This is a genomic window from Enterovibrio makurazakiensis, assembly GCF_050336585.1.
Lineage (GTDB): Bacteria > Pseudomonadota > Gammaproteobacteria > Enterobacterales > Vibrionaceae > Enterovibrio > Enterovibrio gelatinilyticus.
In genome coordinates, this window is record NZ_JAKJSE010000038.1 from 20,755 (window position 1) to 45,716 (window position 24,962).

Consider the following 24,962-nt stretch of genomic DNA (forward strand, 5'->3'; position numbering starts at 1 on the left):
GAACAAATTTCTCTACGTCATTCTGTTATTTCCGCTATAACATCGCTGCTGATGCAGGCTCATACTGAGGGTCTGTTACGTCGGTCTTTGGATGCGACTATCCCTCAACAATCTTAAAGTTGCCTGAGTGTATTGAGATAGAGCCTGAACAAGGTGCTAAGGTGCGTGGGGCATAAATCGACTTTCCATTTCTGCTTCCTGTGCTTCCATTAGCTTTTTTGCAACTTGCATATGTTCCCGCATGATTTCACGAGCATCGTCTGCACGCCCATCGCGCAGTGCAACAATTAGGTCCTTCTGGTGACTTAGACCTTCTTCCCAAAGCTCATGGTTGGGCGGCTCGTACAAGCGGCGGTAAACCGTTAAGTCTGTCAGCATCCGCACCATAAATCGGATCATAAACCCCAACAGTTCGTTGCCCGCAAGCTCTGCAAGAATGAGGTGAAACTGTAGAGAATCAATATGTTGCCTACGCTCATCCTCGGCATTGGTTGAGGGCTGAGAGTACTTTTGCACATTGGCTTCAAGGTTTGCCAAATCCTGCTCTGATAAATTGCCTGCTAATGATGCGACCAACTCAGGCTCTAACAGGTATCGAAGTTGATATACGTCTTTGACAGAAAGTTTATTAAAGAAGAAATAGTTACTCAGTAAGCTGCTAGCAAGGGGTTCAGAGACTGCTTTAATGAAAGCACCACCCTTTGGCCCTGTTCGTGTCACAATCAGGCCTTGCGCCTCCAGCACCCGCATGGTTTCACGAATGGTGCCTTTGGACATACCAAAGAGCTCCATCAGCGTCTGCTCGTGCGGTAATTTGTCTTCCGGCTTTAACCCCTGTTCCACAATCCAGCTTTTTATCGCCTCCGCGACTTGGTAGGGGCGGCGCATTTTTGCTGACGGGGCTGCGTTATTTGAGCGGGAGGTGGCAGGCGACAAATTCGTTCTCCTTTATTTTTGTCAAAGGGGGTGGAGCGGTGAAACAGTCGAGATACGCTCTTGGGCATCGACCCGCAAATGCACAACCTTTTGGCGGGTTTAGTGGGTCTGGTAACTCTGCATGTTTCGTAGGCACCTGAAGCGGTCTGCCTACGACGGGAGCGCTGTTCGCCAATAATTGAGTGTACGGATGTTTTGGAGAATTGAAAATCCTTTCCGCGGGAGCAAGTTCAACCAATGAACCAAAATACATCACAGCGACTCTATCACTCACCGCCTCAACGACAGCAAGATCGTGACTGATAAACAGGTAGGTGAGCGACAGCGACTCTTTCAGCTCGGCGAGTAGGTTCAATACTTGAGCCTGAACAGACACATCTAGCGCAGAGACTGGCTCATCCAGCACTAATATCCTCGCACTTGCCGCGAGTGCTCTAGCGATGCCGATTCGCTGTGCTTGACCGCCGGAAAACTCGTGAGGGTAACGTTGTAAAAACTCTTCTCGAAGCCCTACCTGCGAAAAGATCTCACGTATGCGGGATTCGCGTGCCGTTTTATCCATGCCATGAAGATAAATCAGAGGTACTTCCATTAGCTGACGAATTGTTTTCCGCGGGTTGAGGCTACTAATGGGATCTTGAAACACATATTGGATTCGCTTGCCATTTTCTTCAGGGCGATGGGGAGAAAGTGGCTCCCCTTCAACCAGTACCTGCCCTTCAGTGGGTGTCGTTAAACCCACCAGCATTCTAGCTAGTGTTGACTTTCCACAGCCCGATTCACCAACAATGCCTAGCGTTTCCCCTTGAGTAACGTCCAAGCTGATAGTGCGAACCGCTTTAACGCCGGGAAGCGCGGGAGAAAACATTGGCTTTTTGAAATAGTATGTTTTTTCCACGCTTTGAATTTGCAACGCTGCTGTCATACCAATTTCTCCTCTGGATAGTGGCACAGCACCATACGGGCAGCTGATTCATGTCTCGCGACATTGCCTTGCTGACAAGTGTTTATTGCTTTCCCACAACGTGGTGCAAACGCACAGCCTTGCGGTAATTTATCGACCACGGGCGGTAACCCCGGTATGGCTTCCAAGCGACCTTTCCCACGACCAAGTTCAGGAACGCAAGCAATGAGCTTTTTGGTGTACGGATGCGCGGGTGAATCCAATACTGCTTCGGTTGGCCCAGTTTCGACAATTTTCCCAGCGTACATGACGGCAACTTGATCGCAGAGCTGGGCCACAACACCAAAGTCATGGGTGATAAACAGTACCGACACATTCCGCGTGCGGCGAAGCTCGTCCAGTAGAGCGAGTATTTGCCCTTGAACGGTAACATCTAATGCGGTGGTGGGTTCGTCGGCAATAATCAGCGAAGGGTTATTCACTAAAGCCATCGCAATGGCTACGCGCTGTCGCATCCCTCCGGAGAGCTCATGAGGAAAGGTGTTCATCCGTTCTTTGGCGTTGGGAATGTGAACCGCATCGAGCAATGAGATGGCCCTTTCTTTGGCTTCACTGTTCGGCACTTTTTCATGCACCTGAATTGCTTCGACCATCTGCTCTCCCACGCGGTAGAGTGGGTGTAATGTTGCGAGTGGGTCTTGAAAAATGTATGCCACATCTTTGCCTCGCAAGTTTCGTAGCGTCTCGTAATCTGCGCCGATCAAAGAGACATCATTGAAGCGGATGTCGCCACCACAAATCACGCCTGGTGGGGAGGACACTAACCCCATCACTGACAGCGCAGTGACAGATTTTCCAGAACCACTTTCGCCAATTAAACCGAGACATTCTCCCGGTGCAATCTCAAATGATACTTCGTTAACGGCCTTATATATTCGGCGATTAATATGAAATTGCGTCTCCAATTTATCGACTTTCAGCACCGCATCATTGTTTTGATTGCTTTCGACGGCGTTGAACGCATCACTGATGTTAGTGGTTGGCTGCGGGCGAGTGAGTGCGCCGGATTTCAGCCTTGGATCTAACGCATCGCGAACGCCGTCTCCCAATAGGTTTATGCTCATCACGATAAGGAAAATCACGATACCCGGCACCACACTGGCATGGGGATCCGTGATAAGAGAGTTTCGCCCCTCGCCGAGCATTGAACCTAAATCCGCCTGCGGTGGCTGTGAACCTAAACCAAGGAAGGAAAGCCCTGCCGTTTCGAGGATCATCCAGCCAATTGTCGTAGACATCGCGATGACAATGACTGGGATCACATTGGGCACTATTTCGGACCAGATGATTCTCAGATCAGACATGCCGCAAAGCTTGGCGGCCTCCACAAACTCTCTTTGTGCCAGTGATACCGTTACACCACGAATATTTCGAGCAAAGAACGGGATATTCACCGCTGCCACCGCAATCAGTGCATTCAGTAAACCTGGACCCAACGCTGCCACAATGGCGAGTGCCAATAAAATGTAGGGAAACGCCATTAACACATCGATACAGCGCATAAAGACGTTGTCTACTCGTCCTCCAAAATAGCCAGCAACGATTCCGATGGCTGACCCAATGAGTGCGGCAATCAAGGCTGCTGCAAAACCGACGGCAAGACTTAACTGGGTGCCCCAGAGTAAGCGTGAAAGTAAGTCACGTCCGAGGTGATCGGTACCGAGCAAATGCCCATCACTGAAAGGGCGCAGAAAGCGGTTCGTGGTATCGGTCACTGCAGGATCTTGCAACCCAAGTAGTGGCGTGAGTAAAACCAGAATGACAATAACGCTCATCACAACGCCGCCAAACGCCGCGAGTCTGTTTCGTGCAAGAAGCTTTAAAAATGCCGTCATGCTTTGATCCTCGGGTCGAGCCAACTTTGCAGCATGTCGACAGCAATGTTGAATAACACATAACAAGTGGCGACAAAGACGACGCCACCTTGCACCAGTAAAATGTCACGTTTGAGGATCGCCTCTACCAGCATCTTCCCGACGCCGGGCCACTGGAATACCATTTCAATGTAAACGGCACCGGAAAGTACAAAACCCGCTTGAATACCCAACACTGGAATGATGCTGACCATGGCGGCTTTCAACGCATGCTTCCACACCACCTTACGCTCGTGTACGCCTTTTGCGCGGGCAGTGCGAATGTAATCTTGTCTGAGTACTTCCAGCATTGCAGAGCGAGATAAGCGTGCGATGACCCCCGTCGCGACGGAAGCAAGAGCGACCACTGGCATTACTAGATGTTTGAGTAAGTCTGGTAAATCGCCCCCGCCATAAATTGCGTACATTCCCGAGACAGGAAGCCAGCGTAGATTGATGGCAAACAAAAGGATCATCATCATGCCGAGGAAAAAAGAGGGGATAGAAATACCGAGCAGCACCACGAGGGTGATACCTTTGTCCGCGAGCGAAAACTGTCGTGCCGCTGACACCACCCCAGCAATAATACCGAGCAAGGAGCACAGCACAAAGGACACGCCAGCGAGGATCAAGGTGGCATTAAAGCGCTCAAGCACTTCATCAATAACTGGACGGTTTAGTGAGTAAGAGCGCCCAAAATCGCCTTGAAGCATGTTCGATAGCCAAATGAAATACTGGTGCACCAAAGCTTGGTCGAGCCCTAGGTCTTTGTTGATTTTGGCGACATTCTCCGGTGTCGCATACGCGCCCAAAATGGCGGTTGCTGGGTCTCCTGGAATCATCGACATGATAAGAAAAACGATCACTGTTATTCCGACAAGTACCGGAATCGCGGACAGCAGGCGTCGAAGAAAATAATTACCCACACGCAGTGCTCCCTTTTGCTAAAAAGTGTGGGCGGGTTACCCCGCCCTGTTCGAGTTCTGAATCAGCAAGCGCTAGCAGATACCTTTATGTGCCAACATTTTGTTTTCCAACATCATCATTTTTGAACGTCATCAAGAATAAGGAAGAACGAAGGTTGTAGTTTGAAATCCTTCACTTGATTATTAGTGACGGCGTTTTGCTTCCAGTTCGCCACAAATACCCAAGGTGCGTCTTCCTGCACAATTTCTTGCATTTCGCGATACAAGTTAGCGCGTTGATCCTGATCGGTTGCTTCACGCGCGGCTTCCAGTAGTTTGTCCACTTTAGGGTTAGAGTAGTAACCTGAGTTAAAACCCCCTTTATCCGGCCAAGCGTCGGTGCGAAGTGCGAGATAAGGTAGGGTATCCGGGTCATTGGTCATCCACGCCATCTCAGCCATGTCTGCTTTGCCTTCGAGCCCAGGGTTAACTTTACCGAGAAAGGTATTCCACTCGTAAGTTTCAATGGCAGTATCCAGCCCCACAGCTTTCAGGTCAGCTTGAATCGCGGTACCCATTGGCACGGGATCCAACATACCGGAGCCACCTTCGGTCACATAAAACGTCAGCTTCGCGCCTTCCTGTCCCGCTTCTTTGATCAGTGCTTTGGCTTTCTCAGGGTTATACGGGTAAGGCTGTAAACTGTCGTTATAAGCCCATGCAAAAGCAGGAGGCGTAGGGCCTGCGGCGACTTCAGCCGTGCCTTCTAGTACACCGTCAACTAGTGCTTTTTTGTTGATGGCATAGTTCACCGCTTGACGCATGCGCTTGTCAGCAAATGGACCTTCTTTAGCATTTAGGATCAGGAACCATACGTGAGGCCCTGCTTGCTCTGAAACTTGATAGCGACTGTTCTGGAATTCAGACAATGCATTCGGCGGCACTTCAACCATCATATCAATGCTGCCCGCGAGCATTTCAGCTACGCGTGTGTTCGCATCAGTGATTGGGCGGAAGACCACGGCTTCCAATTTTGCTTTATCTCCCCAGTAGTCATCATTTCGCACTACCACGACTTTGGTGTTGGATGCCCACTCAGCAAAGCGGAAAGGCCCAGTACCGGACGGATGACGACCCACATCTTTTCCATGTGTTTTCACCGCATCAGGCGAAACAATCAAACCTGTTGGGTAAGCAAGGTTCGAAAGAAACGGGGCATAAGGGGCACTAAGGGTGAATTTAACCGTTTTTGGGTCAACCGCTTCAACGTCATTAATCGACGAGAAGAAGAATGATAGGGGGAAGGGCCCAGTGCTATGGAATGGGTGTTTTTCGTCTAACATACGGTCGAAATTAAACTTAACAGCTTCTGCAGTCAGTGCAGAGCCGTCATGGAATGTCACGTCATCACGAAGCGTGAAGGTATAGGTTTTTCCGTCATCGCTCACTGTCCAACTCTCTGCTAGCGCAGGTTCAACTTCCAATGTGCCATCTTTATAGCGCACCAGACCTTCATAAAGGTTCATCAAAATTCGGAAATCATTAACTGCTGTCACTGCATGCGGATCTAACGACTTAGGTTCAGCCACTTGCCCGACGATCAAAACGTTTGGGGGCGTTTGGGCGGATACAGATAAAGGCGATATCGCGCACAGCAACAGTGTCGTTTTAGCTGCTCTCCACAGCTTTTTCATGAAATCACTTTTCATTTGTTTCATGGGGAAACTCCTTCCCTGTTTGTGGTTGTGAGGTTAACGATTGGTTAACTCTTATTCACATTTATCACTATAAATTACTTGCCGCAAGTATTTATCATGATAAATTCACGTTACTGAGTGTTTAAATTACACTCAGTTAACTGGCTCAGGAGCGAGACCTATGACTTATTCAATATTGGCACGAGATCCAAAATCTGGCGTGATAGGTGGCGCGTCTGCTACGGGTGCACTCTGCGTTGGCGGTTGGGTGATTAGAGGTGATCTGCGTGCGGGCATGTCAGCTTCTCAGGGGGCGACGCCCAGCACCATGTGGGGCGAAGATGTATTGTCCCAGATGGCTGCAGGCTCCAGCGCCCAATCCGCAGTCCATGCCATCACTAGCGTGGATAAGGGGGCTGCGTACCGACAACTGGCCGCAATTGACCTTTACGGAAATGGGGCGGTTTACACGGGTAGTCAAAATGGGGCTACGCACGGCAGCTTGATTGAAACTGACATTGTGGTTTGTGGCAACCTGTTGTCTGACATCAAGGTGTTGAATGCCATGTTGATAGCATTCAAAACAAGCGAAAAATGTTTTGAAGAGCGGCTTATCGCCTCTCTGGTTGCCGCTGAGAAATCAGGTGGCGACTATCGAGGACTGCAATCTGCCGCCCTTCTGGTTTACAAAGCTGATACCCCTCCCATCACTTTACGCATTGATTATCACGACTCACCTCTGAATGCCCTTCAAGCGTTATACGAGAAGCATTGCGATTATCACTATCAGGCATGGAGAGCTACCTTGCCTACAAACGAACATCCGGAGCGTTAACAAATGAATCACCTTTTAGGGCAAAGAGCTCAAGACCGATTAAAACAACTTGCCGAATGTTCGGCATCTGAGTTTGGCGTAACTCGGCTGCCTTTTACAAAAGAACATCACAAAGCCAATGCCTTGCTAAAAGGTTGGATGGAGGAGGCGGGACTGACTGTGCATGTGGATGACGCTGGCACCCTGATTGGTCGTTATGATGCAGGCGACAATGCGCCAACACTGTTGATGGGCAGCCATCAGGACAGCGTGAAACAAGGCGGAAGCTATGATGGCATCATGGGTATCGTACTGCCCATTATCGCACTGGATGCGTTGAATCGTCAGGGGGGGAAATTGCCATATTCCGTTGAAATACTGGCATTCGCTGACGAGGAAGGTGTGCGTTTCCCAACAGCACTGGTTGGACCTAGAGCATTGGCCGGCACCTTGGATGAGCGAGTAATCGACAGGAAAGACAAAAATGGGATTACATTGCGGCACGCCTTAAAAGATTTCGGTGTTAATCCCGACAACATTGGGTTGCTCAAACGCGATGCCAGCAAAATCCTTGGTTTTATTGAAACCCATATCGAGCAAGGGCCAGTACTTGAACATGAAGATGTACCCCTTGGGGTGGTGTCTGCGATCAGCGGTATTGAGCGGCATCAACTGACGTTCACTGGCCAAGCTGCCCATGCTGGTACGGTTCCCATGCACCTGAGAAAAGATGCATTGACCGCCGCCGCCGAAGTGATACAAGAAGCAGAAAAACTCGCCATTAAAATCCCAGACCTGCTTGCGACCGTCGGCCAGTTAGACGTAACGCCTAATGTGGTTAACGCGATACCTGGGAATGTGTCTATGAGTATTGAGCTTCGCTCACCCATTGATGAAGTGAGGGAAAAAGCGGGCGAAATACTTCAAGTGTTTGCCAGAGATACAGCACTGCTACGAGGGTTGGATTGCGACATTAAACGGACTTACAGCCAATCGGCAACCGAATGCGATCACTCTCTGCAGTTGGCAATTACTCGTGCGATTGTTGCTACTCAATGTCGCGTCCATCAACTTCCTTCAGGTGCGACGCATGATGCATCTGCAATGTCAGACCTTACCGGTGTAGCGATGTTGTTTGTCCGTTGTAAAAAAGGGATCAGCCATAATCCTGCCGAATATGCCAGTGATGAGGATATGGGATTGGCCATTGATGCACTGATTTCGTTGCTTATTAATATACGGTCATAGTCAGGAGCGCCATCAATCGCATTCTCCTTGTATTACTTGGTACATGAGGGCAAATGATTTTTCGTAAACGCATATCGCTGCAAGTCACGCATAGAATTGATATGCATAAACATTAATATTCTGCCTTTTTGGTGATGCTTTGCATTCATGAGATTCCCTTTCAAGTATGAAACATTGAAATATGCGCTCCTATCTCGATGATGTTTTCTCAGCCATTAGTCATGCTTAATTTTCAGTTATTGTCATTCTTTTCTCATGCCTGACCACTGTTAAAGCGGTCAGGCTCTGCTGAAAAAACACTATAAACAAGTGCTGTTTCAATAATGAGATAATTGGGCTCGTAGTAAGGATATATGCTCTACCACACATCATTACTCATCGTAAAAAATCGTGACAAAGAAAAGCCTGACTTTTTATTTGTCACTCTTTTGGTCGCATGGACAGCCAAGTTAATGAGCAAGAGTTGCTTTGTTATTGGTTCGTTGAGTGGTGTGCATATACTTGCCAAAAATTATGGACGATGGGTAAATTTCATGATGAAAAAATCTTTGATTTCAATTGCTGTCTTAGCCGGCGTACTGACATCGGCGCAAGCTGTTGCTGAATGTTCTGGAAACGTTTATTCAATGAATGCTGGGCGTAATCATGTTGGTATTCTTTTAGATGTTCAAGAATTGGACAAGATGACTGGTGTTTATGTAACTGATGCTGTGAATCGCTCCACTTATCATTCTCGCTCAATGTTTAGCGGTTCAGCGATGTCGTATGACCGCATTACCGATCGTATTTATTATGCCAATGCAACACAGCCGACTGACTTTTATATTGATATCCCAGAAAGTGACTTCACGGCTGAGGAATATGCAGGCCTTGACCTTCATTCAAAGAAGAGAAAGTCATATCAGCTTGCTTATATGGACCCAACGACAGGAAATCATGTTGCTGGACCAACGGTAAAAAAACAAATTATGCGCATGGCATTCCACCCAGATACTGGCGAATTATTTGCGTCTAATGCGACCGCTATTTTCAAAGTTGATCCTGAAACAGGCGAGACCACCGATATAGGTACTTTTGATAGCAATCTACGTTTTGGTGGATATTCTAGCTGGGGTTCGTTTGTATTTTACGAAGGTGAGCTTCTGTTTGTGACGAATGGGCGCACGTTCGAAATCGACACAGCAACTGGCGCGCAAACGCTGAAAGCGTTCCACTTCATTGATTTTGTCGCGGCGGCGACGCTAGACCAAAATGGCCAAATGTTGGTTGCAGCAAAAAACCAGAATGTTACGGGCAATGTGAACAGCAACTTTCTGTACCGTATTGAACCCTCTACTGGCGAGAGGGTGAAAGTAGGGCTCTTCCCTAGCCGCATAAGTGGAATGGCCACCGTAACTTCGGAAACTCACACTTGTTATCCAAAAACCATTTTCCCAAGTGAGCTGAACCCTGAAGTGTCTGGAATTACTCTCGCCTCTGCCTCTGTGAGTGAAGGCTCAGTGGCTTACGCGACCATTAATTTCGATGGCGAAACGACAGGTACTGCTGCAACAGTTAGTTTGGCTCTAAAAGATGGAACAGCGGCACTCAACAGTGACTACCGCAATACTGTGTCATTGCGCTACTCAGATGGAACAACAGGCACCGCGACGATTTCCTCGACCCTAACAAAAATCACCCTGCCGAAAGGGATCACTTCTGTTCGCATTGATATTTCGACGGTAGACGATGAGACGGCCGAAAATAGCGAGAATTTCACTATCGAGGCATGGACGAAAGATGATAAGAGTGACCTCAGCAGTGCAAATATCGTTATCGCCGATGATGATGGTTCAGGCACAGTCACTGAAAACTTGGAAGGAAATGGCGATAATACCGCCGATGACTCTGCCTATGTGACTACGACCAATCCCGATGGCAGTTACACGGTTGTTTGGAGAGGGTGGGATACAAATTACCATGGGAACAATAAAGTTTATCTGCAAAGCTTTAACGCTGACGGTACGCTTAAAGGTGAAGAGTTAACGTTTGGCACTAGACAGAAAATTGAGTCACCTCAGGTAACCATGCTAAACGATAACGGTGATATGTTGGTGACTTGGACGGGTTATAACAATAGCACTAGCCTCAACACGCATTCCTATGCGCAAGTCATTTATGCAGACCCAAGTCAGCATAACGGTGCAGCAATGGGAGCAGTGATGGATTTGGGGCCTTCTGAGCTCAGATCAGTTACCTCTGCACGTTCAGGTAATACCAGCGTGATCGTTTGGCATAATGGTTTCTCTCTATATATGCAGTTACTTGATAGTACCGGAAACAAAGTCGGTGGGGCTCAGGTAGTAGGCTCTGTATCAGCGAACTCAAATGGCTACCCGATTGTATCCGCACCTGAAATCAGCGTTTTGGATAATGGCAATTACACCATTGCTTGGCGTCAAGGTTCGACAGGAACTGCGACTAACATTGTGATGCTATCTTCATCTGGTAGCAAAATTGGCAGCCAACAAACACTGAGTATCGGCGGCACCGATGGTAACGCAGATAAAGAAACGAATATTGTCAGTATTGGTAATGGAAAGTACGCGGTTGTTGGTGCATCGGGTGGGGTAGTTAAAATCGCACTGATGGATGCCACCAATAATCAGCCAGTTGCTAATTCCATCAAAACCCTAACTATATCTGGTTCCATACACAATGATATGCCATCAATTACACAGATTGGGACAGCAGGTCAATTTGTTGTTGTTTGGCGTGGCATAGAAAACAATGAATGGTACACGTACATGCAGCACTTTGGTGCTGATGGCCTGTCGACTCAAGCGGTTGAGAAATTCAAGGCGTCTGGTGGGCATGGCCCAGCCAAGGTTGCTGGTGTAGGGACTGCAGGAGATTACGTGGTTGTGTGGGCGTCGGTCGGTGATAGTCAACGCTACGAAGTCCGCTTCCAGAAATTCAATGTAGATGGGGATAAAGTGGGTAATCAAATGTCATTTACAGGTCAAAATACCAACGTGAATAGCCTCAATTTCGACATCACTTCGGTTGGCGACAAGGGGGCCTTTACCATCACGTTTGACGGCGAAGACTCCGCAGAAAATGGCGGCGATAGATCTATCTATGTGGTTCACGTTGATGAGTACGGAAGTGTGTTACAGCCTTAATATTATCGACAGAGATACGCCATTATAAATAATCGGTGACGTACCCTAAAAAGCCAGCAGCCACGTACTGCTGGCTTTTTTACTATATGATTTCAATTGCCTAGGTGCCAATGGTGATAAATGGTTATTAATAACCATCTAATGTACTAATAATAAAACTAATCTAATGAAAATTGCCTAACAATCGCCTATTTCCCCTCATAAGAAATTCTTAATACTTATTAATGAAGCTGACTTTTTCTGTCATTAAAAAACCATTCTCATTATATGGTTTTAGTGCCATTTATCGGAGACCCAGCTGTTCACCTCATAAAGACCACTCAAACTGTAAGATAATTTCAAGTGTCTTAAAAATGATCTCATGAAAACAGAAATGATGAAATGCATTTAAGTGAATAAGCACTTGCATGCACATTAATATCATAGAGCTAGCTAATGTGTTTTCAATTAATCCCAACAATAAAAAGTGTGACTTAAATAATAAGCCCTTCAAGGAGATAGGAAGCATATAATGAGGAAATTACTTACGGTTGGTGCCATTGCGAGCGCCATTTTGCTGCCAACCACTCAGGCTTTAGCCGAGTGTTATGGCAATGTATATTCACTGAATGCAGGTCGTGGACATGTAGGCCTGCTCACAGATCTTCAGGAAAACTCCGTACTCACGGGTTTGTACTCACGAGAAGCTAAGAATCGCGCAGAGTTAATGTCTCGTGCGAAATTCAGCGGTTCAGCTATGACATACGACAAAGATACAGATCGTATGTATTACGTGGGCACCGCACAGCCAGCGTCTTATTACCTAGAAGGTGTTTCTGATGTTGTTTCTGAGGAAGAACTGAAGAGTATGGATCTTCATGCTTCCAAAGTTGAGAAGTTTCAACTTGCCTACTATGACTTTTCAACACAACAACATGGCATTGTTGGGGAAACACAAGACACTTTCCGAATGGCTTACGATCCAGAAAGTAAGCAAATCTATGCCTCAGACAATCGCTATTTTTTCAAGATAGATCCAACAACGGGCACCGCTACGCAAATTGCTGAATTTGATAGTGGTGCTCGTAGTGGTGGCTTCACTACCTGGGGTGACTTCCTTTTCATGGATGGAGAACTATTGTTCGTCACCAATACACGAACGTTTATCGTGAATAAAGAAACTGGCGAGTTCACGCTAAAGGCATGGCATTATCTCAATTTTGTTACTTCAGCGACTCTTGATCAAAATGGACAAGTTTTGGTCTCAGTGAAAAATCAGAACGTCACTGGTAACGTTAATAGTTCCTATTTATGGCGCGTTAAGCTTTCGACCGGAGAAAAGAAGCGTGTTGGCTTGTTTCCTGTGCGTATTAGTGCTTTAGCGACCAACACCAATGAAGCCTACACCTGCTACGACAAAACCGTGTTCAATAGTGATTTAGGCTCGGAAGTTTCGGGTGTCACCGTAAATAGCGAGAATGTGAATGAAGGTGGGTCTGCTACCTTCACCGTCGCATTCGACGAAGCAACGAAAGAAGGCAGTACGGTTAAACTGAACCTTGCTCTTACCGATGGAACGGGTATTGCGCCGGGAGACTACAACAATACTAGCGTGAAACTGACCTTCTCAGACAATTCAACACAAACGGTGTCTCTCAACTCTTCAGGAACCGAAATTACTGTTCCAGAAGGGGCTACTTTCGTTAAAGCCGCGGTAATTACTGTTGATGACATCACAGAGGAGCAGGATGAAACCTTCTCGCTATCTGCTTGGTTTAATTCCGATAAGAGCGACGCGAAAAGTGCCGCAGTGACGATCAAAGATAACGATGATGCACATACGTTGTTGACTAAAGCCGCCCTAACAAGTGTCGGTGGAGAAGGTTCATCTGGTTATTTTTACAACCCAGCAGGGAACTGCTACGGTCAGGACATTAGAGGTATTAAAGTCTATATTGGCCGCGTACCAGCGGGCACAACCTTGGAGTTTTGGAAGACGGGGACACGTCTGAAAACTTTCAACGTTCCGACAACGGGAGGGCTGTTTTATGAAACGCCTAATTCCACTGTCAGACGCTACGAATGTGGAGAAATTGCTTGGGCACGTTTAAGATCACCGACTGGTCAATATTACAACGTCAAGTATGGTCAACGCATCAAGTATGGTGTTAACGACAGCAAAGACTGTAGCAATGGCTGTTATAGCCCAATTTACCACTAAGACGGATGCTAACGTGTGTCATTAAACATGCGAGAAGCGCAGAGTAAAAAAGGGGCCTAGTGCCCCTTTTTGTTGCAAGGATAAAAAACTGCGCGCAGTACGGAGTATGAATGGCTGGCTGTTTATTTCTCCGGCGTCACAGCGTCGAGAAAAGGCAAATCTATCGACGTATGGAATCGCCTTGCCTTTGATTCCGCCTATTCCCATTGAAATGGTCCAACTAACGTGTTGTATTCAAGTTGGATTGATCAGTGTCGGTTATCCAAGAGTCTGTAAAAAGGGAGAAATATTCAGGATGAGTGATAATTTCGTAGGCTCGTGCTTGTGTGGAAGCGTTCGTTTTTCTGTTGAAAGCTTTAGTGAAAAAGCGGCTAACTGCCACTGCACAATGTGTCGGAAATTTCATGGGGCAGCGTTTGGAACCTTGGTGGGTGTTAAGGGCTTAAACTGGCTATCAGGCCAAGGTTCTCTCAAAGAGTTTGTTGCATCGAATGGGTCGACGCGGACTTTCTGTTCAAACTGCGGTTCAAGCTTAGGGTTTCGGGTAAAAGGCGAGCCACTTGAGCGAATTGAATTAGCAATAGCGACATTTGACGTGGATATTCCGGTCAAGATAGATGCTGAGATTTATACGGGGTATAAAGCAAATTGGTGTGCATTGCGCCCAGATCTAGTAACGTTTTCTGAAGGACGCTGATGTATAGCGCGCATCTTGCTATGGCTTGGGTATAAAGCTCAGATAGATATGACAACTTCTAATAAGCGGACGACTTGTGATAACAGGTTTTACCTGCGAAAGCGGAAAATCGACCTAATTTACTGTCCAGACTGAGTTGCTCACTACAGTGTAAATCAGGAACGTCGATATACCTTGGAGGATAAACAATGAACATGAGCGAATTTTCAAGTGCAGTTGCGTTGTCTTCTCATACGCTTCGATATTATGAAAAAATAGGCTTACTAAAAAACATTCACAGAAACAGCAGTGGGCATCGTGTTTACACACCGAAAGACTTAGCGTGGGTCGGTTTTGTTCAACGCTTGAAAGAGACAGCGATGCCTCTTGAAGACATTTTGGAGTATGCGACGTTAAGGGAAGCGGGTTCGATATCGGTAATGCAGCGTCAAACGTTATTGGAACGTCATAAAGAAAACTTACGAAGTCGTATCGAACAACAAAAAATGCACCTCTCTGCGTTAGAAGACAAGATTGATCTTTATAAAAACGGAAAAGTCCTTTGACTTAGAGTTAACTCTAACTTGTAGGGTATGTGTGTTGATTTACACGGAGCATACTCATGGAAAAATCACGGTTAGAATCTGGTCTAGCGCAACTCGCAAGCATTGATGGCGAAGCGGGACAGCAGGTTATTGATAGTTTGCAGGATATTTGCCCAGACTTAGCGAAATATACGATTGAGTTTCCTTTTGGGGACATTTATTCTCGTGCTGGGCTAGATATTAAATCACGAGAGATAGCGACGGTCGCAGCGCTCACAGCATTAGGCCATTGTGTGCCTCAACTAAAGGTGCATTTGAATGCTGCGTTGAATGTTGGTTGTAGCGAAGAAGAAATAAAAGAAGTCATATTGCAAATGACCGTTTACGCAGGTTTTCCTGCCGCTTTGAATGGTATGTTCGCGTTCAAAGAAGTACTTGCTGGAAGAATGGCTTAATACATGATGAGTAGAAAAAAGCGCACCTAAAAAGGTGCGCTTTCATATTAAATGTAATGTAGGGCTAGGGGCGTAGTTTCAGCACCTTATCAATGTCTTCAGCGGAGTGACGCTCTAAGACTTTTTCCCACTCTTCACCAAATGAACGGTTAACAATGCGCCCACGTTGCACACCTTCACGCGCATCAAGCTGTTTCGCCCAACGGACAACGTGGGTGTAAGAGCTAACTTCCAAAAACTCAGCGGCATCGTACATACGCCCTAAAACCATGGCACCGTACCAAGGCCAAATTGCCATGTCAGCGATGGTGTATTCTTCACCTGCGACATAGGTGCTGTTAGCCAACTGCTTGTCCAATACATCTAACTGGCGCTTAGCTTCCATCGCGAAACGGTTAATTGGGTACTCTTGCTTCACATCCGCATACGCATAGAAGTGACCAAAACCTCCGCCTAAGAATGGCGCAGAACCTTGCGCCCAGAACAACCAGTTCAACGTTTGTGTTCTTGCTGGGCCGCTTGCTGGCAGGAATTGACCGAACTTCTCAGCCAAGTGCATCAGAATTGACGCTGACTCAAACACGTTGACAGGATCCGCACCTGTCTTATCAACCAGTGCCGGGATTTTTGAATTGGGGTTTACACTGACAAACCCTGATGAAAATTGGTCTGAGTCACCGATATTGATCAGGAAGGCATCATATTCGGCTTCTGTAATGCCGAGTGCGAGTAGCTCTTCAAACATGATGGTGACTTTCTGACCATTCGGAGTGCCGAGCGAATAAAGTTGGAATCCATGCTCGCCAACAGGTAAATCACGCTCAAACCTTGCGCCTGAAACAGGGCTGTTAATATTTGCGAATTTGTTACCACTGCTTGCTTCGTTTGCCCAGACTTTTGGCGGTGTATATAGGTTGTCGCTCATGATTTCTCCTTGAACATCCATGACGGGATTGTTAGTTGAGTGTATCTGTTTGTTACGCAAACAACACTGTAATATTTGACATTGACCTTTAATTTAAATTACGCAAAGTGGTCGCCATGCACTGTCATTCGGAGGGGCGGCATTCACGACAAATTTGGCGTATTTGCTCTTTACAGTGTCGCGTGTTGAATGACTACCTCCAAGGAAAGGGCGCATTTTGTGTGAAATCCTAAGCGCGATTGGCGCAGGCATGGAAGGAGGATTGGCGAGATGATGAACGAAGACAGAGATAGCATGCAGACTCGGACGGCTGTAGCGCGTCATAACACGGAGGTGAATCAATCTGGACGTCACGTCCCGATAAACTTGCGCCAATCTGGGTCCACACCCATAGAGTTACTGATCTCGACACGGGTTCGTAAATCGCCATATTGGCATTTGTCTGTTGAAGCGGGTTGCTGGCGCGCGACGGTCTACAACCGCATGTATCACCCTCGCAATTATGCGCTTCCTGAAGACGGCGGCGCGATGGCGGAATACCATGCCTTGGTGAATCACGTCACCATGTGGAATGTGGCAGTGGAGCGTCAGATCCAAGTGAAAGGGCCAGACGCAGAGAAGTTCGTCGACTTCGTGATAACGCGTGCCGCTAACCTCATCAAACCCATGCGCGCAAAATATGTGATTCTCTGCAATGAACAAGGCGGGATTCTCAATGATCCAGTGTTGCTTCGCGTTGCCGAGGATGAATTTTGGTTCTCGATTTCAGACAGCGACATCGAATTCTGGCTGCGCGGTGTGAATGTCGGCAAAGGCTTTGATGTCACCATCGCGGAAATTGATGTTGCCCCCGTTCAAATACAAGGCCCCAAGTCTGAAGCCTTGATGACGGATCTCTTCGGTCCTGCCGTCAGTGACATTCCCTTTTATGGACTGATGGAAGGGAACCTAAACGGTGTCGACGTCATCATTTCCCAAACCGGATGGTCAGGAGAGAAAGGCTACGAAGTCTACTGTAAAGACGCGACCTTGAATGCAGAAACCGTGTGGTATGGCGTGCTCGAGGCGGGTAAAGCCCATGATTTGATGGTGATTGCGCCTGCGAATCATCGCCGTATTGCGGCGGGTATTTTGTCATGGGGACAGGATATTGATCAGGAAGTCTCGCCTTTTCAATGCAACTTGGCGTATCAAGTACCACGAGACAAAGAAGGCGACTACGTGGGTAAGGCCGCGTTAGAAAAAGCGCGAGAGGATATTGAAGCCGGCAACTCGCCTTACCCGCTTTGTATGGTGGGGATCGTGTTTGGCGGTGAACCGGTGACGGATTACGCCCATGACTTCTGGCTTATTTATGATGGGGCTGTTGAGAGTAAGGCAAGTCAGGGCGGAAATGATGCTATTGGGTATGTGACCTCTCCATGGTTTAGCCCTGAATTGGAAACCAATATTGCGTTGTGTTTTGTGCCTTGGCATATGAAGGAAACCGGCACGGCATTGAGCCTAGCCTTGCCCGCTGAGTATGGTGGGGAACGTGTGCATGCAACCATTGTTGATGTGCCTTTTCGACCTTCTGCAAATCCAAATTCACGCGACGTCAAAAAGGCGAACCAATGACGATGATAGATCACGAGGTCAACGACATGAGCCGCACTTCTGAACCTCTTTATTCATCACAAACGGGAATGGACTTGCTGACGAATGCCTCTCTCGAAGCAACACCTAAGCAAATAAGCGCGTTGGTGGCGTCGAGTGAAAACGGACAGCCTCCTCATTGGTTGATAAAGGGCAGCTGTGTTTATGTCCCTTTTCTCCCTGACGCACAATTTGAAAATGCATTCTCTACCTGCGAGCAATTGCTGGCATGGGGAATGCAACCCATTCCCCACCTCCCCGCAAGAGCGGTTCCCAGTGATGCGGTTTTACATCAATGGCTCGCGCGATTGCAGGACATTGGTGTGACGCAACTGTTGTTGATTGCAGGTGACATAAAAGAACCGCAAGGGCCTTATGCCGACACGCTGTCTTTGTTGGCATCCGATCACCTATTGCATTACGGATTTACTGGCTTCGGCTTTGCGGCGCATCCAGAAGGGCACCCTTTGGTGGATGCGCATACCATGAAGCAGGCGCTCGAATTCAAATGTGATTATGCAAAACGAAACGGGCTGTCATGCTGGGTGGTGACACAGTTTTCATTCGATAACGCAGCGCTGACGCGTTGGTTGGATGAATTCCAAGTGATGGGCTTGGGTGTTCCCGTTTTCTTGGGTCTCGCGGGGCCGACTAAAATGAAGAACCTACTTGCTTATGCCGCGCAATGTGGGGTGGCGACATCAGCCAAAATGCTGACGAAATACAGCAGTGTGGCGAGGTTGTTGCGCCCATGGACACCCACAGAGGTGTTTGATGCGTTGGCTCAGTATCAAGCAACACATCTCAACTCACCCTTAAAAGGTGTACATCTTTTTCCGTTTGGTGGGCTTAAGCAATCAAGCGAATGGATAACGGCACAGAAAGTGTTGGTGAACGCGGAAAATCGTTAACTGTCGTAACGGCAGTTAGCGACATTGCCACTCAAAGATCTGGCTGGAATAGAGGTTATTTCTGTTCCAGCCCATCTCTTTTTAGTCGGTCTGGTTTTAGCCAATCTGGTATTAGCCAATCATGATGAAAAAGCCGTTTAGCGAGACTGAACGGGTTCCTGTTCCCCCCCTTAGACTTTCTGTCTATTTACTGTCTTTTTGCTCTCTTTCGCGTTCATTTCTTGTCTCTTTCTTATGCGAGAGTGCCGCTCACTTAATCTAGATTAAGTTTTGCCTGCCATCTTCTCTGTACTATCCGCGTGAATCAGTGCCCATGCTCAATGGGTCACTCGCGTAAAACGATTTTAATGAGGATGAGACTTGAGTTCTTTGTTTACTGAAACCCGCATCGGCACCATGACACTTAAAAACCGCTTCATGAGAAGTGCGACGTGGGAAAATATGGCGACAGAAGATGGCCATATGACAGATAAGCTTTACGCCATCTATGAAGAGCTCGCTCAAGGTGAGATCGGCTTGATCGTGACCGGTTACGCTAACATCGTTGAAGAAGAAAAGCCTAACGCGGGCATGATGGGCATGTATAACGACTCGTTTATCGAGGAATACAAAAAGCTCACTGAGCTGGTTCACAACCACGATTCTAACATCGTGATGCAATTGGCGTATGGAGGCACGAAAACCACGCATGACCTTGGCGAACGCGTGATTTATGCACCAAGTGAAGTACCAGAAAAAGGGACGCAAACACTTGGCAAAGCCATGACCAAAGATGAAATTGATTACATTGTTGATGCGTTTGCCAAAGCATCATTAAGAGCACAACAATCGGGTTTCGATGGCGTAGAAATTCACGCTGCCCATACATACTTGATCAACCAGTTCTTAAGCCCTTATTACAACCAACGTGAAGACGAATATGGCGGTAGCCTAGAAAATCGCATGCGATTCTTGCTAGAGATCTACGCGGCAACGCGCCAGCTAGTCGGCGACGATTTCCCTATCTTGGTGAAGCTCACCGCCTCAGAGTTTTTTGAGGGCGGCGCAACCTTCGATGAAACCCGCTTAGTGTGTAAAAAACTCGAAGAAGTGGGCGTTGATGGCATCGTGATGTCTGGCAACATTCATGGTAAAGCCGACACCATGATTGGCGAATCACACGATGGCTATACGATTCAAGCAGAAGGCTACTTTCATGAATACGGCCACGCAATCAGCCAAGATGTGAACATCCCAGTGATCACCGTGGGTGGCCTCACCGACTTTGATGCCATTGAAGCCATCGCGAACAACACGGGTATTGAATACTTCGCCCTGTCACGCCCTTTGCTCTCTGAGCCACACCTTGTGAAGCGCTGGAAAGAAGGCGATCGAAGCCCCGTAGAATGCGAAAGATGTTCGAAGTGTCGCACCAAGCGCGGTAACTTCTGCGTCGTGAACAAAAACAGAAAGGTCCAGCTTGCGCGTATGTAGTCGCGTATGTAGTCGCGTAAGTTGTCTTCGTTACTCTGATTCGGATCGGGTTTGAGCGAGCACAACTTAGCGCCTAGATAGAGAATCTAGCTGATTCACCACGAAAAAGTCTGGCTGGAATAAGAGGTGACTCTTGCTCCAGCCAGACGTGTTTTAGTCTGGCAAATGTTGGCATGCCTAAGCGTGCAAAGGCGATGCCTCCATGAAGAACTATTTACACTGGCTTAGGCTGTTTACCATGGCTTCAATTAGTGCTTGATAGTGCTTGCTCCCCTCTGGAATACTTGCGCCCAACGGGTCCATCACACCAATAGTGGTAATACTGGTGCCTTCAAACACATTCTTCACCAAACCTGGGTTGTATTGAGGTTCGGTAAACACGCAGTTCACATTGAGTTTTTGAACCGTCTCTCTGATTTCTTTGATGCGTTTCGGACTTGGATCTTCAGCATCCCCTAACGAGATTGCCCCTGTTGCTATCACGTTAAAGCGCTTTTCAAAATACTGGTAGGCATCGTGGAAAACGATGAACTTTACGTCTCCGAGTTTGCTTACCTTGGCATTGGTGTCTGCAATAAGTGCATTGAGTGATGCGGTCGCTTCAGCAGCATTGTTTTTATACGTTGATGCATTATCAGGATCGACGGCTGATAATTTTTCTTGAATCACTGCTACCCATGCTTTGGCGTTTTCAGGGTCAAGCCATGCGTGTGGGTCATTACCGTGGTGATCGTGTCCATGGTGACCGTCCTCGTCTTTGTGCGCGTCGTGGTCGTCGTGGTCTTTATGATCATCATGCTCTTTATGTTCGTCATGATGTTTTTCATCATCATGATGCTCGTCTTCGTCGTGATGCTCATCATCATGGTGTTCATCGCCATGATCACTGTGGGCTTCAAACGTCGCCCCTTCACGGTATTCATGGGTATGCGTCTCTTCCAATGCGAGCATTTCGACTTTCTGCGCTGAACCCGCGACATTGTCCAACGCTTTTTCAAGCCACGGTGTCAGCCCTTCTCCCATCCAAAAAACCACATCGGCATTAGACAGGGCTTTTGCTTGTGAAGGACGCAGGGTGTATTCGTGCGGCGAAGATTCTGGGGGAATCAATAGGTCAGGTTCGCCAACGCCTTCCATGACTTGGCTAACCAGTGAATGAAGCGGCGCAATGTCCACGGCAACATTTGGGGTTGCTTGAACGTGAAAAGACATACTTAAGCCAAACGCGGCATAAGCAAATAGTGAGTGACGCATGAATATCTCCCTTTCAATGAGTCCTGTAAAAGCTCAAAAAATTCGTAAGTAGCCAGCTAACGTGAGTAAAAAACTGACGTGAGTAGAAAACCTAATTGTTATGTTATAACATAACAAACATATCAGGCGTCACCCCTAGGATCTAGCGCTGTTTTCTTTTTGGGCTTTAATAAGGAAATGCCTCAATGCTGATTGAATGTCAAAACGTGTCCGTTCACCTTGGGCAACGAAACATTCTCCGCAACATCAATCTTTCGGTGCGTGCAGGCGAAATTATCACCCTTGTTGGCCCTAACGGCGCAGGCAAAAGTACACTCTTCAAAACTCTTATTGGCGCACTTTCCCCAAGTGCTGGCGACATAAACAAAGCCCTTAATTTGTGCATTGGGTATGTCCCCCAGCGTTTATTCATTGATGACACCCTGCCTATCACCGTCTCGCGCTTTATGAATTTACCTCGCGCACATTCAAGCGAGGTGGTGGCGCAGGCACTTGCAGATGCAGGCGTTGCGGGGCTGGATAAACAACAGGTGATGGATTTATCAGGTGGACAGTTTCAACGTGTATTGCTGGCTCGCGCTCTGCTTGGGGAACCGAATTTGTTGCTGCTCGATGAAGCAACACAAGGGTTAGACCATCGCGGCACAGCCGACTTTTACCGCCAAATCGCCAAGGTCAGAGAAACACGCGGTTGCGGCATTGTGATGATCAGCCATGAATTGCATGTGGTGATGAAACAAACGGATTGGGTGATTTGTTTGAACGGTCATATCTGCTGCCAGGGCGAGCCTGATGTGATCAGTGATTCGCAAGAATACCGCGCACTATTTGGTCTTGATGCGCACGACGACACCGCGTTAAATCTGCGCGAATCCCGCCGCCAACCCGCTACCGAGATGCTCTAGATGTTTGATGACTTTTTGATTCGCGCAATGCTAGCCAGTGTCGGCGTCGCCTTAGCTGCCGCCCCGTTAGGTTGCTTCGTTGTGTGGCGACGCATGGCCTATTTCGGTGATGCAACGGCACACGCTGCAGTGCTGGGCGTGGCACTTTCACTTACTCTATCTACCCCGATTTTTGCGGGTGTGTTGGTGGTGTCTCTATTAATGGCAATGACGGTTTCAGGCCTCAGTGGGCGAGGATTTGCCATGGATACGTTACTTGGTGTGATGGCACACTCTTCTTTAGCGATTGGTCTTGTCGCTGTTTCTTTTCTTTCTGGCATTAGAATTGACCTGATGTCTTATCTCTTCGGGGATATTCTTGCGGTCGGCCCCACTGATGTGTGGTTAATTTGGGGCGGCGCAGCGTTAGTGCTCTCTCTCATTGCTTACCGTTGGTCTGGGTTACTTCTTTCTACGTTAAACCCTGATCTTGCACTGGCGAGCGGTTTTAATCCCAAACGAGAGCAATTCATTCTTACCCTTTCTCTTGCGATTGTTGTCGCCGTTGCGATTAAAGTCGTCGGTGTGCTTCTCATCGCCGCCATGCTAATCGTGCCCGCTGCAACGGCGCGTCCGTTGAGCCGAACCCCCGAAATAATGGCAGTGATGGCTGCGTTAATTGCCGTGTGTGCAAGCTTAATCGGCCTTCGCGGTTCCTATGTGTTTGATACACCCACAGGCGCGACGATTGTCTGTGTGTGCACGTGTCTGTTTATGGTCACCAATATCGCCGCCAAGCTATTCGTACAGGGGCGGGAAAGGATCGCTTCACTAAAAGAAAATTCGGGAGAATCACGTGCTGAGAAAAAATCCGTCAGGTCACTACCCAAACGTTTCTGAAAAGGCATTTATTGATCCCACTGCCATCATCTGTGGTCACGTCATCATTGAAGAAAATGTGTTTGTGGGTCCATACGCCGTTATTCGCGCGGACGAAGTCGATGAAACGGGCAAGATGCAGCCCATCCACATTCAAAGGGATTCGAACATCCAAGATGGGGTGGTGATCCACTCTAAAAGTGGTGCAGCCGTAACCATCGGCAAACAGACCTCCATTGCTCATCGTTCAATCATTCATGGCCCTTGTGAGATAGGCGATGATGTTTTTATCGGCTTCAACAGTGTGATGTTTCGCACCACGATTGGCGATGGTTGCGTGATTCGTCATAACTGCGTGGTGGACGGGATTGATCTGCCGCCTACCTACCATGTGCCTCCTATGATGAATATTGGCCCCGGCTTTGATCTCGATGCGATCGAAAAAGTCCCGCCTGAATATGCCAGCTTTTCTGAGTCTGTCGTTTCGGCAAATAACACCTTGGTTGAAGGCTACAAAAGGTTAGCGAATGAGTTCTAAATCCAACGAAATACACGCCGTACCTACCAATATCATTACGGGCTTTCTCGGTGTTGGAAAAACATCGGCGATTCTACATTTACTGAAGAGTAAACCGCCTAACGAGCGCTGGGCTGTTTTGGTGAACGAGTTTGGTGAAATTGGCGTGGATGGCAGCTTGTTTGAAGGGACACACTCCAAGCAACAAGGGGTTTTCATTCGTGAAGTACCTGGTGGCTGCATGTGTTGCGCGGCGGGTCTACCCATGCAAATTGCGCTTTCACAACTGCTTTCTGAGGCAAGGCCAGATCGTCTGTTGATTGAACCCACAGGGCTAGGCCATCCCAATGAAGTGTTGGAGGTGCTGACGTCTGAATACTACCGTGAGGTATTGTCGTTGCAGAGAACGCTCACCTTGGTAGATGCTCGAACACTCTCAGACTCTCGATATACTGACCACGCGACCTTTAACCAACAGATTGCGATGGCAGACGTGGTGGTGGGCAATAAAGTCGATTTATATCGAGAAGGCGACACTTCGATGTTGGCTAATTACGTCAAAGAAAACGCTGCACCTCAGACAGACATTGTTCTCAGCCAAAATGGCGACATTCCGTTTTCTCTCCTGTTTGGACCAAGCGCGAATCACTTACTGAACCGTCATGGCCATCACCATCATCACCATAAACAATCCGCACCATTGGTATCTGAGCTTCCCCTTCCCGAGAGTGGCTTCCTTAAAGCAGAAAACCAAGATGAAGGCTATTCGAGCGTCGGTTGGCGCTTTTCCGCGAGTAAAGTCTTCGACTATAGAAAGCTCTCGGCATTTTTACTGACCATTCAAGCGATGAGAATGAAAGCGGTGTTTATTACAAATACTGGCGTGTTTGGCTACAACCTCACCCTCGACGCGCTCGCTGAAATGGAACTGGATGATGCAATGGAAAGCCGCATCGAAATTATTTCAGATCGCCAATACGATGACTTGGAACCTGACTTGTTAACCTGTGTGCTTGGCTAATCACTT

At 47.7% G+C, this 24,962-nt stretch carries 21 protein-coding genes; 14 read left to right on the forward strand and 7 right to left on the reverse strand.

Annotation, left to right across the window (positions count from 1 at the left end; all coding sequences use genetic code 11):
* Window positions 1-156 precede the first annotated feature (156 nt).
* From L4D06_RS23450 to L4D06_RS23470, 5 genes are all read right to left on the reverse strand, one after another.
* Window positions 157-936, reverse strand: a complete 780-nt coding sequence (locus L4D06_RS23450) for a FadR/GntR family transcriptional regulator (RefSeq protein WP_429741768.1) — start codon at window positions 934-936, stop codon at window positions 157-159.
* Window positions 908-1,861, reverse strand: a complete 954-nt coding sequence (locus tag L4D06_RS23455) for an oligopeptide/dipeptide ABC transporter ATP-binding protein (protein ID WP_429741770.1) — start codon at window positions 1,859-1,861, stop codon at window positions 908-910. Before L4D06_RS23455 ends, L4D06_RS23450 begins: the two co-directional genes overlap by 29 nt.
* Window positions 1,858-3,735, reverse strand: a complete 1,878-nt coding sequence (locus L4D06_RS23460) for a dipeptide/oligopeptide/nickel ABC transporter permease/ATP-binding protein (RefSeq protein ID WP_429741772.1) — start codon at window positions 3,733-3,735, stop codon at window positions 1,858-1,860. Before L4D06_RS23460 ends, L4D06_RS23455 begins: the two co-directional genes overlap by 4 nt.
* Entirely contained in the window at window positions 3,732-4,679 is a 948-nt protein-coding gene (locus tag L4D06_RS23465) for an ABC transporter permease (RefSeq protein ID WP_429741774.1), read from the reverse strand. The genes L4D06_RS23460 and L4D06_RS23465 overlap by 4 nt, the downstream gene beginning before the upstream one ends.
* Window positions 4,680-4,795: 116 nt before the next feature.
* The gene (locus L4D06_RS23470) at window positions 4,796-6,376 is read right to left on the reverse strand and encodes an ABC transporter substrate-binding protein (RefSeq protein ID WP_429741775.1); all 1,581 of its coding nucleotides are present in this window, start codon (window positions 6,374-6,376) and stop codon (window positions 4,796-4,798) included.
* 160 nt (window positions 6,377-6,536) lie between these two features.
* Here L4D06_RS23470 and L4D06_RS23475 point away from each other — a divergent pair, with 160 nt between their 5' ends.
* The 7 genes from L4D06_RS23475 (at window position 6,537) to L4D06_RS23505 (ending at window position 15,457) form a co-directional block, all read left to right on the forward strand.
* Window positions 6,537-7,190, forward strand: a complete 654-nt coding sequence (locus L4D06_RS23475; protein ID WP_429741776.1) for a DUF1028 domain-containing protein — start codon at window positions 6,537-6,539, stop codon at window positions 7,188-7,190.
* Window positions 7,191-7,193: 3 nt separating this feature from the next.
* Window positions 7,194-8,417: a M20 family metallo-hydrolase gene (locus L4D06_RS23480; protein ID WP_429741778.1), complete on the forward strand. Its 1,224-nt coding sequence runs from the start codon at window positions 7,194-7,196 to the stop codon at window positions 8,415-8,417.
* A 533-nt stretch (window positions 8,418-8,950) separates the two neighbouring features.
* Entirely contained in the window at window positions 8,951-11,581 is a 2,631-nt protein-coding gene (locus L4D06_RS23485; RefSeq protein ID WP_429741780.1) for a hypothetical protein, read from the forward strand.
* 511 nt (window positions 11,582-12,092) lie between these two features.
* Complete coding sequence (locus L4D06_RS23490; protein ID WP_429741782.1) at window positions 12,093-13,781, forward strand: hypothetical protein; 1,689 nt, start codon at window positions 12,093-12,095, stop codon at window positions 13,779-13,781.
* Window positions 13,782-14,076: 295 nt separating this feature from the next.
* On the forward strand, window positions 14,077-14,478 hold the full coding sequence (locus L4D06_RS23495; RefSeq protein ID WP_429741784.1) for a GFA family protein: 402 nt from the start codon (window positions 14,077-14,079) through the stop codon (window positions 14,476-14,478).
* A 188-nt stretch (window positions 14,479-14,666) separates the two neighbouring features.
* On the forward strand, window positions 14,667-15,023 hold the full coding sequence (locus tag L4D06_RS23500; protein WP_429741786.1) for a MerR family transcriptional regulator: 357 nt from the start codon (window positions 14,667-14,669) through the stop codon (window positions 15,021-15,023).
* A 56-nt stretch (window positions 15,024-15,079) separates the two neighbouring features.
* Entirely contained in the window at window positions 15,080-15,457 is a 378-nt protein-coding gene (locus L4D06_RS23505; protein WP_429741788.1) for a carboxymuconolactone decarboxylase family protein, read from the forward strand.
* Between the two features lie 64 nt (window positions 15,458-15,521).
* Here the strand turns inward: L4D06_RS23505 and yghU are convergent, their stop codons facing one another.
* Complete coding sequence (gene yghU, locus L4D06_RS23510; RefSeq protein WP_429741790.1) at window positions 15,522-16,382, reverse strand: glutathione-dependent disulfide-bond oxidoreductase; 861 nt, start codon at window positions 16,380-16,382, stop codon at window positions 15,522-15,524.
* Between the two features lie 270 nt (window positions 16,383-16,652).
* Here yghU and L4D06_RS23515 point away from each other — a divergent pair, with 270 nt between their 5' ends.
* The 3 genes from L4D06_RS23515 (at window position 16,653) to L4D06_RS23525 (ending at window position 20,401) form a co-directional block, all read left to right on the forward strand.
* Window positions 16,653-17,999 (forward strand): glycine cleavage T C-terminal barrel domain-containing protein, encoded by a 1,347-nt coding sequence (locus L4D06_RS23515; protein ID WP_429741792.1) that lies wholly within the window; start codon window positions 16,653-16,655, stop codon window positions 17,997-17,999.
* The gene (locus tag L4D06_RS23520; protein WP_429741794.1) at window positions 17,996-18,928 is read left to right on the forward strand and encodes a methylenetetrahydrofolate reductase; all 933 of its coding nucleotides are present in this window, start codon (window positions 17,996-17,998) and stop codon (window positions 18,926-18,928) included. The genes L4D06_RS23515 and L4D06_RS23520 overlap by 4 nt, the downstream gene beginning before the upstream one ends.
* 417 nt (window positions 18,929-19,345) lie before the next feature.
* A complete protein-coding gene (locus L4D06_RS23525) occupies window positions 19,346-20,401 on the forward strand; it encodes an NADH:flavin oxidoreductase (protein WP_428257377.1) in 1,056 nt (351 codons plus the stop codon).
* A gap of 210 nt (window positions 20,402-20,611) precedes the next feature.
* On the opposite strand, the gene L4D06_RS23530 is transcribed toward L4D06_RS23525, so the two are convergent.
* Window positions 20,612-21,655, reverse strand: a complete 1,044-nt coding sequence (locus L4D06_RS23530; protein WP_429741795.1) for a zinc ABC transporter substrate-binding protein — start codon at window positions 21,653-21,655, stop codon at window positions 20,612-20,614.
* A 185-nt stretch (window positions 21,656-21,840) separates the two neighbouring features.
* On the opposite strand from L4D06_RS23530, the gene L4D06_RS23535 reads away from it, so the two are divergent.
* Genes L4D06_RS23535 through L4D06_RS23550 form a run of 4 tightly spaced genes read left to right on the forward strand, consistent with a single transcriptional unit; the run spans window position 21,841 to window position 24,956 of the window.
* Window positions 21,841-22,560, forward strand: a complete 720-nt coding sequence (locus tag L4D06_RS23535; protein ID WP_429741797.1) for a metal ABC transporter ATP-binding protein — start codon at window positions 21,841-21,843, stop codon at window positions 22,558-22,560.
* Window positions 22,561-23,439 carry a metal ABC transporter permease gene (locus tag L4D06_RS23540; protein ID WP_429741799.1) on the forward strand — a complete coding sequence of 293 codons (879 nt, stop codon included), beginning with the start codon at window positions 22,561-22,563 and terminating at the stop codon, window positions 23,437-23,439.
* The gene (locus L4D06_RS23545) at window positions 23,396-23,956 is read left to right on the forward strand and encodes a DapH/DapD/GlmU-related protein (protein WP_429741801.1); all 561 of its coding nucleotides are present in this window, start codon (window positions 23,396-23,398) and stop codon (window positions 23,954-23,956) included. Before L4D06_RS23540 ends, L4D06_RS23545 begins: the two co-directional genes overlap by 44 nt.
* On the forward strand, window positions 23,946-24,956 hold the full coding sequence (locus L4D06_RS23550) for a CobW family GTP-binding protein (protein ID WP_429741803.1): 1,011 nt from the start codon (window positions 23,946-23,948) through the stop codon (window positions 24,954-24,956). The genes L4D06_RS23545 and L4D06_RS23550 overlap by 11 nt, the downstream gene beginning before the upstream one ends.
* Window positions 24,957-24,962 lie beyond the last annotated feature (6 nt).

Bases quoted from the DNA above. Each gene is read 5' to 3' on its own strand.
- L4D06_RS23455 (WP_429741770.1), bottom strand. From the start codon at position 1,861: ATGACAGCAGCGTTGCAAATTCAAAGCGTGGAAAAAACATACTATTTC.
- L4D06_RS23460 (WP_429741772.1), bottom strand. From the start codon at position 3,735: ATGACGGCATTTTTAAAGCTTCTTGCACGAAACAGACTCGCGGCGTTT.
- L4D06_RS23470 (WP_429741775.1), bottom strand. From the start codon at position 6,376: ATGAAACAAATGAAAAGTGATTTCATGAAAAAGCTGTGGAGAGCAGCT.
- L4D06_RS23475 (WP_429741776.1), top strand. From the start codon at position 6,537: ATGACTTATTCAATATTGGCACGAGATCCAAAATCTGGCGTGATAGGT.
- L4D06_RS23480 (WP_429741778.1), top strand. From the start codon at position 7,194: ATGAATCACCTTTTAGGGCAAAGAGCTCAAGACCGATTAAAACAACTT.
- L4D06_RS23485 (WP_429741780.1), top strand. From the start codon at position 8,951: ATGATGAAAAAATCTTTGATTTCAATTGCTGTCTTAGCCGGCGTACTG.
- L4D06_RS23490 (WP_429741782.1), top strand. From the start codon at position 12,093: ATGAGGAAATTACTTACGGTTGGTGCCATTGCGAGCGCCATTTTGCTG.
- L4D06_RS23495 (WP_429741784.1), top strand. From the start codon at position 14,077: ATGAGTGATAATTTCGTAGGCTCGTGCTTGTGTGGAAGCGTTCGTTTT.
- L4D06_RS23500 (WP_429741786.1), top strand. From the start codon at position 14,667: ATGAACATGAGCGAATTTTCAAGTGCAGTTGCGTTGTCTTCTCATACG.
- L4D06_RS23505 (WP_429741788.1), top strand. From the start codon at position 15,080: ATGGAAAAATCACGGTTAGAATCTGGTCTAGCGCAACTCGCAAGCATT.
- yghU (WP_429741790.1), bottom strand. From the start codon at position 16,382: ATGAGCGACAACCTATATACACCGCCAAAAGTCTGGGCAAACGAAGCA.
- L4D06_RS23515 (WP_429741792.1), top strand. From the start codon at position 16,653: ATGATGAACGAAGACAGAGATAGCATGCAGACTCGGACGGCTGTAGCG.
- L4D06_RS23520 (WP_429741794.1), top strand. From the start codon at position 17,996: ATGACGATGATAGATCACGAGGTCAACGACATGAGCCGCACTTCTGAA.
- L4D06_RS23525 (WP_428257377.1), top strand. From the start codon at position 19,346: ATGAGAAGTGCGACGTGGGAAAATATGGCGACAGAAGATGGCCATATG.
- L4D06_RS23530 (WP_429741795.1), bottom strand. From the start codon at position 21,655: ATGCGTCACTCACTATTTGCTTATGCCGCGTTTGGCTTAAGTATGTCT.
- L4D06_RS23535 (WP_429741797.1), top strand. From the start codon at position 21,841: ATGCTGATTGAATGTCAAAACGTGTCCGTTCACCTTGGGCAACGAAAC.
- L4D06_RS23540 (WP_429741799.1), top strand. From the start codon at position 22,561: ATGTTTGATGACTTTTTGATTCGCGCAATGCTAGCCAGTGTCGGCGTC.
- L4D06_RS23550 (WP_429741803.1), top strand. From the start codon at position 23,946: ATGAGTTCTAAATCCAACGAAATACACGCCGTACCTACCAATATCATT.